At 73.7% G+C, this 14357-nt stretch carries 13 protein-coding genes; 7 read left to right on the top strand and 6 right to left on the bottom strand.

Going from position 1 to position 14357, the window contains the following annotated elements; translation table 11 throughout:
- Positions 1-198 precede the first annotated feature (198 nt).
- Together IO39_RS24865 and IO39_RS24860 are read right to left on the bottom strand one after the other, a co-directional pair.
- Complete coding sequence (locus IO39_RS24865; protein ID WP_043627704.1) at positions 199-975, bottom strand: ABC transporter permease; 777 nt, start codon at positions 973-975, stop codon at positions 199-201.
- Positions 972-1916 carry an ABC transporter ATP-binding protein gene (locus IO39_RS24860; RefSeq protein ID WP_043627702.1) on the bottom strand — a complete coding sequence of 315 codons (945 nt, stop codon included), beginning with the start codon at positions 1914-1916 and terminating at the stop codon, positions 972-974. Before IO39_RS24860 ends, IO39_RS24865 begins: the two co-directional genes overlap by 4 nt.
- A gap of 112 nt (positions 1917-2028) precedes the next feature.
- On the opposite strand from IO39_RS24860, the gene IO39_RS24855 reads away from it, so the two are divergent.
- Positions 2029-3174 carry a sensor histidine kinase gene (locus IO39_RS24855; RefSeq protein ID WP_043627699.1) on the top strand — a complete coding sequence of 382 codons (1146 nt, stop codon included), beginning with the start codon at positions 2029-2031 and terminating at the stop codon, positions 3172-3174.
- Positions 3171-3824: a response regulator gene (locus IO39_RS24850; protein WP_043627697.1), complete on the top strand. Its 654-nt coding sequence runs from the start codon at positions 3171-3173 to the stop codon at positions 3822-3824. Before IO39_RS24855 ends, IO39_RS24850 begins: the two co-directional genes overlap by 4 nt.
- 70 nt (positions 3825-3894) lie before the next feature.
- On the opposite strand, the gene IO39_RS24845 is transcribed toward IO39_RS24850, so the two are convergent.
- The 4 genes from IO39_RS24845 to IO39_RS24825 all read right to left on the bottom strand — a co-directional run bounded on the left by IO39_RS24845 (position 3895) and on the right by IO39_RS24825 (position 10301).
- Positions 3895-5139, bottom strand: coding sequence for an amidohydrolase family protein (locus IO39_RS24845; protein ID WP_043627694.1), 1245 nt, complete (start codon positions 5137-5139; stop codon positions 3895-3897).
- A 143-nt stretch (positions 5140-5282) separates the two neighbouring features.
- Positions 5283-8291, bottom strand: coding sequence for a M36 family metallopeptidase (locus IO39_RS24840; protein WP_043627692.1), 3009 nt, complete (start codon positions 8289-8291; stop codon positions 5283-5285).
- Between the two features lie 358 nt (positions 8292-8649).
- Positions 8650-9261 (bottom strand): NAD(P)H-dependent oxidoreductase, encoded by a 612-nt coding sequence (locus IO39_RS24835; protein ID WP_084773435.1) that lies wholly within the window; start codon positions 9259-9261, stop codon positions 8650-8652.
- Positions 9262-9563: 302 nt separating this feature from the next.
- Complete coding sequence (locus IO39_RS24825) at positions 9564-10301, bottom strand: ABC transporter ATP-binding protein (protein WP_043627690.1); 738 nt, start codon at positions 10299-10301, stop codon at positions 9564-9566.
- Positions 10302-10418: 117 nt separating this feature from the next.
- On the opposite strand from IO39_RS24825, the gene IO39_RS24820 reads away from it, so the two are divergent.
- From IO39_RS24820 to IO39_RS24800, 5 genes are all read left to right on the top strand, one after another.
- On the top strand, positions 10419-10751 hold the full coding sequence (locus IO39_RS24820; protein WP_043627689.1) for a putative quinol monooxygenase: 333 nt from the start codon (positions 10419-10421) through the stop codon (positions 10749-10751).
- 298 nt (positions 10752-11049) lie between these two features.
- Positions 11050-12369, top strand: a complete 1320-nt coding sequence (locus tag IO39_RS24815; RefSeq protein WP_043627687.1) for an ROK family protein — start codon at positions 11050-11052, stop codon at positions 12367-12369.
- Complete coding sequence (locus IO39_RS24810; protein WP_439331483.1) at positions 12362-12721, top strand: sulfatase/phosphatase domain-containing protein; 360 nt, start codon at positions 12362-12364, stop codon at positions 12719-12721. The genes IO39_RS24815 and IO39_RS24810 overlap by 8 nt, the downstream gene beginning before the upstream one ends.
- Before the next feature lie 201 nt (positions 12722-12922).
- A complete protein-coding gene (locus tag IO39_RS56855; RefSeq protein ID WP_211267154.1) occupies positions 12923-13972 on the top strand; it encodes a hypothetical protein in 1050 nt (349 codons plus the stop codon).
- A gap of 2 nt (positions 13973-13974) precedes the next feature.
- Positions 13975-14268, top strand: a complete 294-nt coding sequence (locus tag IO39_RS24800) for a hypothetical protein (RefSeq protein ID WP_043627680.1) — start codon at positions 13975-13977, stop codon at positions 14266-14268.
- The last annotated feature ends 89 nt before the right edge of the window (positions 14269-14357 follow it).

Here is a 14357-nt window from a genome sequence, read left to right as displayed (position 1 = left end):
CGGCGCCTGGAGCGGCCGGGGGATCAAGAAGGTCTACACCTTCACCTGCTGGGCCGGCAAGTTCGACAACTGCGGCAAGAAGTACCGCATCTACTGATCCTCGCGTGGACGCGGCCCGGCACCGGAGGGGGAGCCGGGCCGCGTCCATGCTCGCCGGCGGGCTACGGGCGAGGGGCGACGGGCTGCGGGCGGTGTGGCTCACTCCCAGCGGAAGAAGGCGGCCGCGACGACTCCGCCGACCACGGTGCTCGCCGCGAGGGCGATCAGGTGGGCGGTCTCGACGGGCGCGCCGCTCCAGGCGGCGGACAGGGCCTCCACCGCCGCGCCGAACGGCAGCCATTCCCCGATCGTCGCGACCACGTCCGGAAGCCCCTCGCGCCCGCCGAACATCCCGCCCAGCGCGCCGAGCACGAAGTACAGGGCCAGGCCGATGGCGACGGAGGAGTTCGGGGTGGGGGCGACGGCGGCGACGATCAGGCCGACGGCGTACATCGAGACCGTGGCCAGCGCGAACACCCCGATCGCCGTGCCGGTGTGCACGGGCGGGCCGGCGTCGAACGCCAGCAGGGCCACGACCCAGGCCGCCGCGATCCCGGTCACCGTCTGCAGCGCGCTCACGACCATCTGGGCGGCGAGCACCATGGCCGGCGACGCGGGCGTCACGGCGAGGCGTCTGAGTATCCCGGAGCGGCGGTAGTAGGCCAGGAAACTCGGCATGTTGATGATGCCGATCGTGGCCACGACCATCGTGAACACCAGCGGCAGCACGTACACGTCGAGCGCCGTCCTGCCGTTCGCGACCGTCTGCCGCGCGGCGGACGAGGCGTTCATCACCAGGATCAGCACGGGCAGGCCGAGCGGCACGATCAGCCCGGCGATGTCGCGGACGACCATCTTCGTCTCGCAGACCAGCAACTCCACCCAGGACCGCACCCCCGGACGGTGCACGGCCACGTCGGCCACGGCGGTGGTCATCGGGGCGTCTCCTCGGTGGTCTCCAGGCGCCGTCCCGTCAGGGCGAGGAAGGCGTCGTCCAACGTGGCCTGCTCGCTGCGCGTCCCGGTGACCACGACCCCGGCCCGTACGAGCCCCACGCTCACGGCCTGCAGCAGGTCCCCGTGCCCTTCGACGACCACGGTGTCGCCGTCCACGCGGACCCGCTCGACCCCCTCGATGCCCTCCAGCAGCCCGGCGGGCACCGGCTCGGCGGCCTGGAAGATCACCCGCTGGGCGAACCCGACCCTGGCGACGAGGCCGGCGGGCGAGTCGAGCGCCACGATCCGGCCCGCGTCGAGCAGCGCCACCCGGTCGCACAGCCGCTCGACCTCCTCCATGGCGTGGCTGACGAGCAGCACGGTCACGCCGGAGTCGCGCAGGGCCTCGACGGTCGCCCACATCTGGCGGCGCGCCTCCGGGTCGAGGCCGGTGGTGAGCTCGTCGAGTATCACCACCCGGGGCCGCCCGACCAGGGCGAGCGCGATCGACAACCGCTGCTGCTGCCCGCCGGACAGCTTCTCGAAGCGGGTGCGGCGCGACTCCGTCAGGCCCACCGACTCGATGAGCTCGCCGGCGTCCAGCGGGTTCCGGTAGAAGGTGCGGTACAGGCCGACCAGCTCGGCGACCGTGAGCGCCGCGTGCAGGTGGCTGTCCTGCAGCTGCACGCCGAGGACCTGCCGGAGCCTGGCCCGGTCGCGCGACGCGTCCAGGCCGAGCACGCGGACGGCGCCGCGGTCGGGCCGCCGGAGGCCGGCGATCAGCTCGACGGTGGTCGTCTTGCCGGCTCCGTTGCGGCCGAGCAGGCCGAAGATCTCGCCGGCGCCGATCGACAGGCTGACGTCGTCCACGGCGATCTTGGCGCCATAACGTTTGTGCAGGCCGTCGGCCTCGACGGCGGGTGGTGACGATGATCCGGGCATGGCACCGACGCTAGGAGCGGGCCCGTGGCGCGCGCCTGTGCCGATGGTCAGCGTTCCCGCCCATGACTTTCGGCACCCCCGGCCCGGCGCGGCCCGACAGTACAGTGACAACATGCGGCGAATCGACCCGGATGCCTGGGCCGGTCTGGCGGTGCTCCTGCTGTGCGCCGGGGTGGGCGCACCGACCCTGATCAGCGGGGCCGGCACCCAGATCCCCCGGCTCCTGTGGAGCGCCCTGTTCGTGGCGCTGCTGGTCTCCTTCGTGAGCGCCGCCTTCCACAGCGCCGCCCTCCACAGCGCCACCCTCCACAACGGCCGCGCGCTGCTGCGCCCGCGGATCTCGTACGCCCTCTACGTCGTCCTGGCCTGGATCCTCGTCCTGACCGCGCCCGGCGCCGGATGGCTGCCGATCCTGCTCGTCTTCGCCGCGGCGCTGAGCGCGCACCTGCTGCCGGTGTGGACGGGGCCGGTGGTGGTCGCGCTCAACTCCCTGGTGATCGCCCTGGCCGTGAGCCGGGCCGGCGCCGACGGCACCGCCGTCGTTCTCGCCACGCTGATCTACCTGCTGATCCAGGCGGCGACGCTGCTCAGCACCGTCGCGGTCATCAGGGAGCAGCGGATGCGCCGCGAGCTGGCCGAGGCGCACGTCGAGCTGCGCGCGGCGAGCGTCGCGCTGGCCGACTCGGCCCGGACCCACGAGCGGCTGCGCATCGCCCGCGACCTGCACGACCTGGTCGGCCACCAGCTCACCGCGCTCACCCTCGAACTGGAGGTCGCCCGCCACCGCGACGGCGCGGGCTCGGGCGCGCGCGAGCACATCGAGCGCGCCGACCGGGTGGCCAGGGAGCTGCTCGACGACGTGCGCAAGACCGTCGGCCTGCTCCGCGCCGACGCGCCCGACCTGCGCGCGTCCCTGGCCTCGGTCGTACGCGACATCCCCGGCCTGGACATCAGCGTGGACATCGACGCCGACGTGCGCACCTCCGAGGAGCAGACGATCACGCTCATCCGCGTCGTCCAGGAGATCGTCACCAACACGATCCGCCACGCGGACGCGACCTCGCTGCGGATCGCCATCGAGCGGCGGCCGGACGACACCCTGAAGCTGACCTCGGTCGACGACGGGCGCGGCGCGCCGCGCATCGCGCCGGGTAACGGCCTGCGCGGCCTGGCCGAGCGGGTCGGCGCGATGGGCGGCGGCGTGCGCCTCGACGGCAGCGACGGGTTCCGCGTGACCGCCTGGCTGCCCGCGCGATGATCCGCGTGCTGGTGGTGGACGACCAGACCCTGGTGCGGCAGGGCATCCGCAGCCTGCTCGGCCTGACCGACGAGATCGAGGTGGTGGGCGAGGCCGACGACGGCATGACCGCCCTGGCCGCCATCGAGGAGCACGCGCCCGACGTCGTGCTCCTCGACCTGCGCATGCCGCGCCACGACGGCATCTGGGCGCTCACCGCCCTGCGCGACGTCACGGCGTGGCGGCCGCCGCCGGTGCTGGTGCTGACCACGTTCGACACCGACACGCTCGTGCTCGACGCGATGCGCGCCGGGGCCTGCGGCTACCTGCTCAAGGACGTGACGCTCGACCAGCTCACCCGGGCCATCCGCACGCTCGCCGACGGCGGCACGCTGATCTCCCCCTCGATCACCAGCCGGCTGCTGCGGGCCGTGCGGGACCGCCGGCCGCCGGGCGGCGCGGACCTGCCGCGGATCCAGCCGCTCACCGAGCGGGAGCTGGAGGTGTTGCGGCTGGTGGCGGAGGGCTACAGCAACCGGGAGATCGCGCGGGCGCTGTTCCTGGCCGAGGGCACGGTGAAGAACCACGTCTCGACCGTGCTGCTCAAGCTCGGCGCGCGGGACCGTACCAACGCGGTCCTGCGCGCGCTGCACGAGAACGTGCTCGGCTGACCCGCGCCGGCCCCGGGACGGCGGCCGCTCGGGCGGCGGGTCACCCCCGACCCTGCCGCACATTCCGGCCCTACCTCATGTCCTGGCTCTCCCGCGGGTCCTGGTCCTGCCGCACGCCGCGCCGCCAGACGCCGGCGACGGCGCGGGTGGCGGTGATGTCGGTGGTCGGGTCGCCGTCCACGAGCAGCAGGTCCGCTCGCAGCCCGGCGGCGATCCGGCCGCGGTCGGCGAGGCCGAAGCAGCGCGCCGGGACGCTCGTGGCCGCCGCGAGCGCCTGCTCGGGCGTCAGCCCCGCCTGCGTGAGCAGCAGCAGCTCGCGGTGCAGGCCCGCGCCGTGCACCGGCCCGAACGGCGTCGCGTCCGTGCCCGCGAGCACCGGCACCCCGGCCCGCAGCAGCGCCGCCGCCGCGTGGGAGGCGTTGCGCACGCCCTTCGCGTGCATGGGCACGCCCGGGACGTGCCGCGCGAACGTGGCCTTCGACCGCTCCGACATCCGCCCGGCCGTGCGCGGGTCGCGCAGCAGCTCGGCGCCGCCGGGGTCGCCCGTGACGGCCTCGATGTAGACCATGGTGCTGACCACGAACGCGTCGTGGGCGGCGATCCTGGCGGCCGTCTCCTCGGCGCCCTCCTCGGCCACGTCGGAGTAGAGGTGGGCGAGCCCGTCCACGCCCGCGTCCAGCGCGATCAGCGCCTCCCTGGCGGTCACGGTGTGGGCGATGACCTTGAGCCCGGCGGCGTGCCCGGCCGCCACCAGGACGGCGGCCAGCTCGGGGCTGAGCACGGGCAGCGCCATGCCCGACACCGACCCGTCGTCAACGGCGATCTTGAGGTAGTCGGCGCCCTCGGCCAGCCGCGCCTCCACGAACGCCCTGGCCTGGCCCGCGTCGGCGACGGTGTCCAGGCCGGCGTCCACGTCGCTGCCCAGGGCGCGCAGCAGGCCGGGGGTCATGAGCTGGGACGGGTGCCCGCCGGGGGCGGTGGCGATCATGCCGGAGCTGCGCAGGTCGGCCACATCGTCGCGCTCGGCGGCCAGGCGGCGCTGGGCGGCGGTGATGGGCGGCAGGTTGTTCATCTCCAGCTCGGTGGTGACGCCGAACCGCAGCGCCTCCGCCAGGTCGCCGTCGTAGGCGTGCGCGTGGGCGTCGATGAGGCCGGGCAGCAGGGTCCTGCCCGTGCCGTCCACCTCCACGTCCACCTCCACGTCCGCCGGCCCGCCGCCGGCCTCCGCGATGCGGTCGCCGTCGATGAGCACGTCGGCGGCCGGCACGGTCCGCTCACCGTCGAAGACGCGCACGTTCCGGATCAGGGTACGCATGGCTCTCCCCGTCACATTAATTTGATGTCTAACTATCTCGGAGCATACTACTAGTTCTCCTTGAGATAGTACGACATCAAATTAGCCTGCGGAGGGCCCGCGCTCCACGAGGAGAAGCGCGGGCCCCCGCCCGGGAGGAGACGTCAGCGGGAGAACGCCTGGAACTCGGCGGCCCTGACGTGATCGCGCGCCGCGCTCGCGGTGCCGCAGTCCGTCGCCGAGTTCGGGTCGTTGTCCTGCTCACCGGCGTAGAGCGGGTTGCCGGTGCACTGCGTGGTCAGCGCGCGCAGCATCAGATGCGTCGCGTTCGCGGGCCGCACGTCGAACGACTTGATCAGCATGTCGCCGCCCCGGGGCCGCGGCAGCGCCGCGTCGAAGGCGTCCGACCGGCTCGTGTAGATCTTCGTGAAGCTCGCCGGGTCGGCGCAGTTCGCGCTGCAGGCCAGCACCTCGAACGAGCGCAGGCTGGAGAAGCGGTTCTGCGTCCCCGGGTCGGCCGGGTCGGTGCCGGGCCGCAACATGGCGCTCACCTGCACCCGGCGGATCCTGACCGGCTCGTCGCCCGCCAGGTCCACCACCACCGACTTGCCGGCCGGCGCGCCGGTGCGCGAGGCCCAGTTCGTGGCCTCGGTCTCGTCGATCAGCCTGGCCTGGTTGACGCCGTCGCCGCTCGCCGTCGCGCCGCTCGCCGCCGAGGCGTGGTTGCGGGGCAGGGCCAGCGGGAGCGGCAGCGTGACACCGGGGACCACCGCGTACTTCAGCCGCTTGTGGCCGAAGCCGGCGCCCACGACGACGAAGTCGTACACGCCGGGCGTCATCTCGACCGTGTCGCCGAGCGGGGTCGCCGGATCGGTGTCGGCGACGGGGACGACGCGGCTCTCGTAGTCGCCCACGTACAGCCGCAGCGCCGCGTCCTTCGCCTCGCCCAGGGGCTTGAGCCGCAGCGAGCCGTTCTTGCCCTCCGGGTTGACGAAGCTCGGCGTCGGGTCGGGGTCGGCCGGGCCGTTGCTGGCCGCGCCCTCGCCCAGGCCGTGCTCGGCGAACGCGCGCCACATGATGTCCCGGTTCTTGCCGCCGAAGCGGATCGCGTCGGCCGCCAGCAGCGCGTCCCGGTGATCGACGTAGTCCACCGCGCCCGAGGCCATCAGCAGCAGGGCGTCGAACGAGAGCTGCGCCCAGCGCCGGTTGCCCGGGCACTCGTCGACCGGCGTCTTGCCGTCGGCGCACGCGCGCTGCTGCTTGGCCGTGCCGTGGCCGTACCGCTTGATGAAGGCCGCCCGCACGTCGAACTGCGTGGCCGACCAGATCTCGCCGTCCGCGTGCGTCTGGACGCCGACGATGTCGTAGCCGATGTCGCTGTAGTTGAGGGGCGACCTGGACATGTCGTAGTTCCTGATGCCGCGCGACTTGTCGCCGGTGACGTAGCCGCCGACCACGTACGGGGTCTCGCCCACGGGACGGAAGCCGTACTCGTAGAGGTACTCCGTGGAGAACAGGTCGGAGGTGCTCTCGTTCATGGCCCCGGCCTGGGCGCCGCTCCAGCCCGCGGTCGGGCCACCGACCATGCGGCCGGAGATGGCGTGCGTGTACTCGTGCCCGATGACCGACATGTCATAGTCGCCGTCCACGCAGGGCGCGTAGAACGAGCCGGCGATCGGCTGCCACAGGTACATGTTCGTGATCGGCGCGACCCCGTCGGGGCCGGTGATCTGGTTGGCGTTGTCGCGCACGGACAGGACCCGCGCCCCGGCCTGCGCGTTGCCCTGCTCGGGGTCGTTGCCGAGCCCGCCGCGCCCGCCGTTGTCGTCCTGCATGTTCCAGGCGGTCTCGGTGAAGCCGAGCCGGTAGGACCAGTCGTGCATGCGGTTGTGCATGGCGTAGAGATTGGCGATGGCGGCTTCGAGGTCGTTCTCGCCGGGCTGGTCGAACACGGCCGGGTCGCACTTGGCCTCGTACCAGGTGTTCTTCCACGGGTAGAGGTAGTTCCTGCCGGGCGTGAGCACGTTGGGGCGGGTGCCGACGCTGAACGGGTCGCCGCTGGCCCGGTTCTCGAACGTCCTGGCCGCGTTGCCGAGGCTGGTGCCGGTGGGCTCGTTCGTGGTGTGGTCGACGTCCCACGCCTTGCCCGTGGCCGGGTCACCGCCGGTCGCGTAGTCGCAGCCGGGGCCGGGGGCGTGGCACCAGGTCTCGCGGGTGTCCTTGCTGGAGTAGTCGCCGCGCGGGCTCGCCGGGAAGACCGACCAGCGCGGGTTGTCCGGGTCCTGCCCTCCCGCGTGATTCGCGTGCTGGGCGTGGTCGGCGTGCTGGGCACGGTCCGCGTGGTCCGCGTGCTCGGCGTGGTCCGCGTGCTCGGCGTGGTCCGCGTGCTCGGCGTGGTCGACGAGGTTCTCCCTGGTCAGGATCGCGCCGCTGACCGCGTCCACGTGCGTGGTGTAGGCGGCCTCCGCGCCCTGCGCCCCGCCGATCAGCACCACCTGGTACGCGCTGTGCACCCCGTCGGGCGCGGGCACCGCCACCGGCGTGGCCTGCTTGGTCACCGCCGTGGCCAGGTCGATGCCGCCGTCCCTGGCCGCGATCTCCATGGCCCGCTCGGCCGTGATCGCCGCCGCCGGGGGCGCACCGGTCTGGCGCGACAGCGACGAGGTCACGTGCCTGACCTGCCCGCCGGACACGCCGAGCGCGACGAGCCCGTCCACGCCGGCCGGCAGGTCGCCGAAGCGCTGGCGCAGCAGCACCGCCGCGCCCGGCCCGATGGGGTTGACCGCGACCGTCTCCAGCGCGTCCACGGCCTCGGCCGTCAGTCCGAAGACGGCCTCGTTGGCCTTGAGGTAGTCCCGTGCCGCCCGCTCGGGATCGGAGCTGAGGCCCTCGGCCAGCGGCTCGGCGCTGACGATGGCGGCGGGGGTGCCGAGAGCGTTCCAGCGGATCTCCGCGCCGGAGCCCGCGATGCGCCGGGCGGCCGACGCCGGCGGCGGCACCCGTCCCTGGCGGTTGTCGACGTCGGGGACGCCGTGGATCTCTGCCTGGAAGTCGTGGATCTCGGGAGCCTGCCCGCCGGGTTCGCCCCGGGCGGCCCCCGCGAGGGGAAGGACCGTCGCGGTGAGCGCGGTGACGATGAGTGTGCTGCGTAACCAGGATTTGGACGACGACACGTGTTCCCTCCTGCGTGTCAGTGATGCACAGGTTTCGCGCATCTCCGCAAGAGGTAACACCGCCCTTCTCGGACTGACAAGATCTTGTAAAAGGCGAAATATCAGCGTATAAGCGGGCGATAAGTACAGAACGAACGTGGCCGGTCGGGGGGCACGTCGGCCGGGGTGGCGAGGTCACGACCGGCAGCCGCTCCGCGACGGGGGCGGGCGGCACGGGCCGGTCGAGAATCGACCGCGCGAAATGATCGCGACAACCCGCCTTACAGCGCTCTTGACCGTTTCGATCTCCGTGAATCGCCGGGCGGCCGCATTTTCCCTTACAAGATCCGCCGTTCCCCGCCCCCTTACCCGGAACGGATCATTTCCGCGCCACACTTTCCCCGGCCCCGACGGGCGCGGCACTCCCCGGTCCAGCGCTCCCGGGCGCGGCGGTCCCTGGCCCGGCGCTCCCGAGTGCGGCGCTCCCGAGCGTGAGGGCGGCCGCCTGTGGGGCGACGCGGTCCGCCCAGGCGGCCAGGACCTCCGCCAGCCGGGGCAGCTCGGACTCCAGCAGCGCCAGGCCGGGCGTGGGCACGGTCGCGCCCAGCTCGACCAGCAGCGGGCGCAGGTGCACCTCGACCGCCAGCGCGTGCCGGGCGTCCCCCATGACCAGCAGCGGCAGCGCCGCCTTGCCCGCCAGCGCCTGCGGGCGCAGCCGGTCGAGGAACGCCTTGAGCAGCCCGGTGTAGGTGCCCTTGTACGTCGGAGCGGCCACCACCAGCACGTCCGCCTCCGCCACCAGCTCCAGCGCCACCTCCACGGCGGGCGACGGGCCGGGCGCGAGCAGGTGCGGCCCCAGCGCCGCCAGGTCCACCACCTCGTACGGCTCCGCCACCCCGAGCCGCCGCCCGACCACGCGCGCCGCCTCGACGGCCACGGCCAGCGTCCTGGACCCCTCCCGCGGATTGCCCACCAGCGCCACGACCCTCATCGCCCCGCCCCCAGCCAACCCCGCACCCGGCCTTCCCCGCCCGTCTCGCCCCGCACCCGGCCCTCCCTGCCCGTCTCGCTCCGCACCGGCCATTCCTCCTCCGACTCGCCCCACATCGAGCGCTCCCCCGTCGTCCGGGCCCGTATCCAGCGTTTCCCCGTCGTCCGGGCCGGCGTCCAGCGCTTCTCCGTCGCCCGGCCCCGCACCCGGCGGCCCTTGTCGTGGGGCCCGGCGGCCAGTCCTCCTCCGCCTCGTCGTCGGGCAGGTCGTACCAGTGGGTGTCGCCCTCGTACCGGCGCGGGTCAGCCATGGCGGGCCGCCGTGAGGCCGTCGCGCAGCAGCCGGGTCAGGTGCCGGCGCGGATCGCCGGGGAAGGAGCCCACGTCCACGATCTCCTTGACGCGACCGGGGGCCGGCGTCATGACCGCGACCCGCCGCCCCACCCGCACGGCCTCCTCGGCGTCGTGCGTGACGAAGACGACGGTCTTGCCGGTGCGCTCGCAGATCCGTACGAACTCCTCCCCCACCCACGCGCGGGTGCGCCGGTCCAGCCCCGCGAACGGCTCGTCCATCAGCAGCACCTTCGGATCGAAGGCGAGGCTGCGGGCCAGCGCCACCAGCTCCCGGCCGCCGGCGGGCAGCTCGGCCGGATGGCACTGCTCGTAGCGGGACATCCCCACCAGGTCGAGCAGCTCGCGGGCCCGCCCGCGCCGCGCCGCCGCCGGGCCCTCCAGCCCGAACTCCACGTTGCCCAGGGCGGTGCGCCACGGGAACAGGGCGTACTGCTGCACGACCACGCCCCGGTCCAGCGCTGGGCCGGTGACGGGGGCGCCGTCGATGAGGATCCGGCCGGCGGTCGGCCCGATGAGGCCGGCGACGAGGGCGAAGAGGGTGGACTTGCCGCACCCGCCCGGGCCCATGAGCGTGAGCAGCTCGCCTCGGCGCACGTCGAGGTCGAGGCCGGACAGCGCGGTGAACGGCTCGTCTCCGGGGAACGTCTTGGTCACGTCGCGGAGGCTGAGGGTGAGTCCCTGGCTCATGCGTACGAAGCTACGAGCCCGATCGCATGAAGTCAACATTTCCTACATGAGATATAGAGAATTGGCCGTCGATAGTCTCGTCCCGTAACGCAGACGAGCATCGAGGGAGCTCAACCGATGATCTTCATTACCGCGAAGTTCCAGATCCTGCCCGAACACGCCGACCGCTGGCCCGAGATCACCGCGGAGTTCACCGCGGCCACCCGCGCCGAGCCCGGCTGCCTGTGGTTCGACTGGTCGCGCAGCCTGGACGACCCGAACGAGTACGTCCTGGTGGAGGCGTTCAGGGACGACGAGGCGGGGGCCGCGCACGTGCAGTCGGCCCACTTCAAGCAGGCCCAGCAGACGCTGCCGCCGCACCTCGCCGCCACGCCCCGCATCGTGAACACGACCCTCGCCCAGGACGACTGGTCCGAACTGGGCGAGATGGCCGTCCCGCCGCGCGGCTGACCCTCCCACGGCCCGGCCGCCCCACCCCGCGACCGGGCCCGCCAGCCCCCCGCCACACCAGCGCCCGAGCGGGCGTTCCTCCGGCCCGCCACACGACCACCCCGCCGGCCCCCGCACCACGCGCACCACGCCGGCCGCCGAGCCGGAAGTGTCCGCTGATGCCCGTTACGGGAACGTTGCGACCCGTGCGTAACCTTTCGCAGCCACGTTCTCCCAGCTCACAGCCCCGATAACGGCCCAGGTACGTTTTTTTCCGGGTTATTGACGAAAAATGAGGGACGTCGGCAGACTCTCCGTCATGTCACAACCCCGTGGCCCCCTGTCACAACTCCGGCGTGGGCACGAAGAGCTCGTGCTCGGGTTGCTGCGCAAGCACGGCCCGCTCAGCCGGGGCGAGCTGGGCAAGCATTGCGGGCTGTCGCGCACGACCCTCTACGACATCCTCGCCGAGCTGGTCGCCAGTGGCGCCGTGGTCACCGCCACCTCCCAGGAGGGGCCGCGCGGCCGCGGCAGGCCGGCCGAGACGCTCACCCTCAACCCCGACGCCGGCCAGGCGATCGGCATCGACTTCGCCCGCCGCGGCCTGCACGTCGCGGCCGTCAACCTGGCGCACGAGGTGGTCGGCGCGGCCAGCGAGCCGCACGACGCCGACCTGCCGTGGGAGCGGCGGGTGGACCTGGCCGAGCGGCTCATCCGCTCGCTCACCGGCAGCGGCTCCGGCGCGGGCGCGCTGCGGCTGGGCGCGCTCGACGCGATCGGCGTCGGCGTGGTCGGCCCCGTCTCCGGCCAGGCGACCGAGCCGGACCCCGAAGCCGGCGCGCGCCCCGACAACGACGCGGACCCGCCGGGCGGCACGGGCACGCGAGCCGGCGCGGACCCCGGAAGCGGCGCCGGTGAGGCGCCGCATCCCGTGCAGGTCCTGCTGCGCGAGCGGTTCGGCGTCCCGGTGCTGGTGGACAACAACACCCGGCTGGCGGCGCTGGGCGAGGCGATCTGGGGCGCCGCCGCCGGCGGCAAGGACGTCCTCTACCTGCGCCTGTCCCACGGCGTCGGCGGCGGGCTGGTGGTCGGCGGGTCGCTGCACCGCGGCGCGTACGGCCTGTCCGGCGAGTTCGGCCACATCACGGTCGAGCCGGGCGGCGCGCGCTGCGGCTGCGGAGGCACCGGCTGCCTGGAGACCGTCGCCTCGATAAGAGCCGTCCTGGACGCCTACCGCGCCGCGGGCGGCCGGGCGGCGGACGTGCCCGAGCTGGTCAAGGCCGTCACGGCGGGCGACCCGGCCGCCCTGGCCCTGCTGCGCGGCGTCGGCGGCAAGGTCGGCGAGATGCTCGCGGCCCTGTGCAACGCGATCGGCCCCAGCGTGATCGTGGTCGGCGGCGAGCTGACCGAGACCGGCGACGCCCTGATCGAGCCGATCGGGCAGGCGCTGCACGAGCACGTCATGCCCGTCAGCAGGCACCGGGTGAGCCTGCGCCGCGCGACGCTCGGCGAGGTCGCGGGCGCGCTCGGCGGCATCGCCCTGGTGCTGCACGAATCCCCTCTTCTGTCCCGCTATCCGGCAGGCCCGGATCTCGCGGAGGACCTCATCCCCACCATGAAGCAATCGAGGCATCCATGACCGAGCTCACCGCGGCGAGCACCCGGAGTGGCCGGGCGAGCTGCTCGCGGAGTTCCACGGCCACCACTTCCCCTACCCGCAGCGCATGATCCGCGACGACCGCTACAAGCTGGTCGTCAACCCGGAGTCGGTCAACGAGCTGTACAACCTGCACGCCGACCCGCACGAGCTGAGCAACCGGTACACCCATCCGGAGCTGGCCCCCGTCCGCCGCCGCCTCATGCGCCGGCTGTACGACCTGCTGCGGGAGCGCGGCGACAACTTCTACCACTGGATGACCCCGATGTACGACATCGGCTCCCTCGACTACGACCCCACGCTCAGCTCTTTCGAGAAGGAGGCGACCGCCTGATCACGACACCGGGCGCCCTGATCACGACACCGGGCGCCTGACCGTGGCGCCGGGCGCCTGACCGTCCGGTCCCGGGCGCCTGCCCGCCCCGTGCCGGGCGCCTGGCCGCCCCGTGCCGAAACCCGTTCTGCCTAACGCGCCCGCCGGGCACGTTCCATGTGCTTGACTCCGCCCTGGCAACCACACCCTCTGGGAGGGTTCATGGGGGAGTTCGTGGGGATCGACCCCCGAGGGGCACTTGAGATGATCCGCCGGATGGAGGCGGGAGAGTCGCTTCTGAGCAGGACGCGGCCCGGGCTCGACGCGGCCATCGCCGAGGCGGGCGAGGACTGGGCCGGCCACCAGGGCGGCGCGGCGCTGCTGCGCGCCCTGGGGTTCCTCCACGAGTCCCAGCGGGAGCTGAAGTGGCGCGTCGACACGATCGAGCAGCTCGTGCCGGTGCGCGAGCGCGGCATGCTGACGGCCACCTTCCCCTTCTCCGGCGAGGCCGAGGCCGGCCGCGCCGCCGAACAGGCCGCCCGGACCCTCCTCGCGACCCTCGCCCCGCCCGGCCCTGATGACGTGGCCCGCCCTGATGACCTGGCGGGCGCTGACGACCTGGCGGGCGCTGACGACCTGGCGGGCGCTGACGACCTGGCGGGCGCTGACGACCTGGCGGGTGCTGATGACGCGACCGGCCCCGGCGACGCGGCGGGGGCGGGGGCGGGGGTGGGGGTGGGGGTGGTCACGGCCGAGGAGGCGGGTGACCCGGCCTACGCCGGCGCGCTGCTGGCGGCGCTCGGGCCCGGCGCCTTCGGCCGGCTGCTCGGGAGCGGCCCCGACGCGCGGAAGGAGGCGCTGGCCAGGGCCTTCGCCAGCGCCGAGCGCACCGGGCGGCTCGGGGAGGAGTGGCGGGGGTTCCTGGCGACGGCCCCGCCGGACGCCCTGACGGCGCTGGTCACGCGCGCCGGGCAGTCGGGCGCCGTGCTCAACCAGGTGGCCGTCACCCTGCTCGCCCGGCCGGACCCGGGCTGGGACCCGCACGACCTGGTCGCGGCCTACGCCGCCGATCCGCTGGCGTTCCAGCAGTTCCTGGCCGAGCAGCCGCGCGAGGCCGACACGCTGCTCGCCGCCGCCGCCCACGACCCCCTGCTGACGGGCGCGCTGCGCCGGGCCCTCGCCCCGGACGCCGGCGCGGACGGGCTGCGGGAGCGGGCGTGGTCGAACGTGCTGGGCGGCGCCGGGGCGACGTTGCGGATCGAGGACGGCTGACCGTGCCGACCAAGGACCAGTTGTTGCGGGAGGCGGCCGAGAAGGAGTCGCTGGCCGCCGCGTTCATGAGGTACGCCAGGGCGCTGCCGCAGGCGTTCGAGGGCCTGCCGGCCGGGCCGGGCGACTGCGCGCCGTTCTGGACGGGGCCGGCGGCCGAGCGCTTCCTGACGCAGGCGCTGCGGTCGCGCCGCGAGGTGGCCGAGCTGGCGGAGGCGTGCCTGGCCACCGCCGAGAACCTGCGCCGCCGGGCCGGGCGGTTGCGCGAGGAGGCCGCCCGCGTCCCCGACCCGGCCTGAGCTGTCGCAAGCATCGCAAGTCACTTGCGTGGGCAACACAAGAACTTGAGGTACCACTGAAACTAGTTCACAGGGCCTTGTGGAGCGGT

This window comes from Nonomuraea candida (genome assembly GCF_000725485.1).
GTDB lineage: Bacteria > Actinomycetota > Actinomycetes > Streptosporangiales > Streptosporangiaceae > Nonomuraea > Nonomuraea candida.
Note: the sequence above shows the minus strand (reverse complement) of the source record. Positions and strands in the feature narration are given on the sequence as shown.

Coding starts and splice junctions, on each gene's coding strand:
- IO39_RS24850 (WP_043627697.1), top strand. CDS start 3,171: ATGATCCGCGTGCTGGTGGTGGACGACCAGACCCTGGTGCGGCAGGGC.
- IO39_RS24835 (WP_084773435.1), bottom strand. CDS start 9,261: ATGAGGGTCGTGGCGCTGGTGGGCAATCCGCGGGAGGGGTCCAGGACG.
- IO39_RS24845 (WP_043627694.1), bottom strand. CDS start 5,139: ATGCGTACCCTGATCCGGAACGTGCGCGTCTTCGACGGTGAGCGGACC.
- IO39_RS24820 (WP_043627689.1), top strand. CDS start 10,419: ATGATCTTCATTACCGCGAAGTTCCAGATCCTGCCCGAACACGCCGAC.
- IO39_RS24815 (WP_043627687.1), top strand. CDS start 11,050: ATGTCACAACCCCGTGGCCCCCTGTCACAACTCCGGCGTGGGCACGAA.
- IO39_RS24865 (WP_043627704.1), bottom strand. CDS start 975: ATGACCACCGCCGTGGCCGACGTGGCCGTGCACCGTCCGGGGGTGCGG.
- IO39_RS24860 (WP_043627702.1), bottom strand. CDS start 1,916: ATGCCCGGATCATCGTCACCACCCGCCGTCGAGGCCGACGGCCTGCAC.
- IO39_RS24825 (WP_043627690.1), bottom strand. CDS start 10,301: ATGAGCCAGGGACTCACCCTCAGCCTCCGCGACGTGACCAAGACGTTC.
- IO39_RS24855 (WP_043627699.1), top strand. CDS start 2,029: ATGCGGCGAATCGACCCGGATGCCTGGGCCGGTCTGGCGGTGCTCCTG.
- IO39_RS56855 (WP_211267154.1), top strand. CDS start 12,923: ATGGGGGAGTTCGTGGGGATCGACCCCCGAGGGGCACTTGAGATGATC.